This is a genomic window from Nosocomiicoccus sp. HMSC067E10, assembly GCF_001810835.1.
GTDB classification, from domain to species: domain Bacteria; phylum Bacillota; class Bacilli; order Staphylococcales; family Salinicoccaceae; genus Nosocomiicoccus; species Nosocomiicoccus ampullae_A.
The window spans coordinates 1-1,584 of record NZ_KV802755.1; the positions used below are offsets into that span (position 1 = coordinate 1).

Here is a 1,584-nt window from a genome sequence, read left to right on the forward strand (position 1 = left end):
AGTCTCATTGATCATAAATCAATGAGACTTTTCAGGCTGTAGACAAAGTCTCTTATGAGATGACGTCTACAGCCTTTTTTTATAAAATATAATTAATATGATTATTTTGGAGGGAAATCATGTTAGGAAAATCATTAAATTCACGTGATCAAATAGAATTTGTAGCGATTAGCGACCTCGTACCAAAAGATCATCTACTAAGAAAAGTGGATGCCGTATTAGATTTAAATTTTGTGTATGATTCTGTAAAGGATAGATACTGTTTAGATAATGGTCGACCTGGGATTGATCCAGTAATTCTTGTAAAAATTGTGTTGATTCAACATTTATTTGGTATAAAATCCATGCGACAAACAATTAGAGAAATTGATACAAACGTTGCTTATCGTTGGTATCTCGGTTTTGGATTTCATGATAAGGTGCCACATTTTTCAACCTTTGGAAAGAATTATGCACGTCGCTTTAGTGACGGTCAATTATTTGAAGAGATTTTTGAGCATATTTTAGAAATCGCGATGTCTCATGGACTGATTGACACTTCTGCATTATACATAGACTCAACGCATATCAAAGCAAACGCTAATCGTAATAAGTATACGAAAGAAACGATTAAAAAAACAGCGACTTTCTATGCTGAGGAATTACGTGAAGAAGTCAATGACATCCGGTTATCAGAAGGAAAAAAGCTTTACCCTCCAAAAGAATCCAATGAAGAAAAAACGAGTCGTGTTAGTAAAACAGATCCGGATGCAGGATATTATGTAAAAAGTGAGCGTGAAAAACAATTTGCTTACAGTATGCATGCCTGTGTAGATAGTCACGGATTTGTACTTGATCAACATGTGACCCCTGGAAACATTCATGATAGTACCCAACTCCATGTCTCCATCGATCGTTTACTCGAAAAGGGCTATTCCATTCAAAGTGTTGCGGTAGATGCGGGGTATAAAACACCAGCGAACGCGAGATATTTACTTAATAAAAACATTACACCGTATATGCCATATACTCGACCACGAGGTTCAAAGGATTTACTCAAAAAGAGTGAATATGTTTATGATGAATATTATGATGTTTACTTATGTCCTGGCGGTTCAGAACTCACTTACAGACGCACAGATAAGGACGGTTATCGCCTGTATATGTCAGATCCTATGAAATGTAAAGAGTGTCCGTTACTTTCACAGTGTACAAAAAGTCAGGGGAAACAAAAAGTGATTACCCGACATGTATGGCAATCCTACATTGATACAGTCGAAGAAATTCGACATACGGTAAAAGGTAAAACTGAATATAAGAAGAGATCCCAAACCGTCGAACGTCGTTTTGGAGATGCGAAAGAGCAGCATGGACTCAGATGGACACGTCATAGAGGTATTAAAAAAGTGTTCCGAGACACCACGCTTATTTGTGCATGCATGAACTTGAAAAAGTTGGCAAACTGGCTCATCAAAGAGCCTCAACTGACAGTGTAAACCACTGTTTTTTCTTTGAAATATCAAACTTATTTTAAAATATATGTAGACAAAAAAAGACGAACCTCTTTTTTAGAATTTGAAAAAAAGGTTCGTCTACAATCTGAAA

The 1,584-nt window shown here is 36.2% G+C and carries 1 protein-coding gene; it reads left to right on the forward strand.

Annotated features, from left to right (window positions below):
* Nucleotides 1–119 precede the first annotated feature (119 nt).
* A complete protein-coding gene (locus tag HMPREF2767_RS02130; RefSeq protein ID WP_070622465.1) occupies nucleotides 120–1,475 on the forward strand; it encodes an IS1182 family transposase in 1,356 nt (451 codons plus the stop codon).
* Nucleotides 1,476–1,584 lie beyond the last annotated feature (109 nt).

Bases quoted from the DNA above. Each gene is read 5' to 3' on its own strand.
- HMPREF2767_RS02130 (WP_070622465.1), top strand. From the start codon at position 120: ATGTTAGGAAAATCATTAAATTCACGTGATCAAATAGAATTTGTAGCG.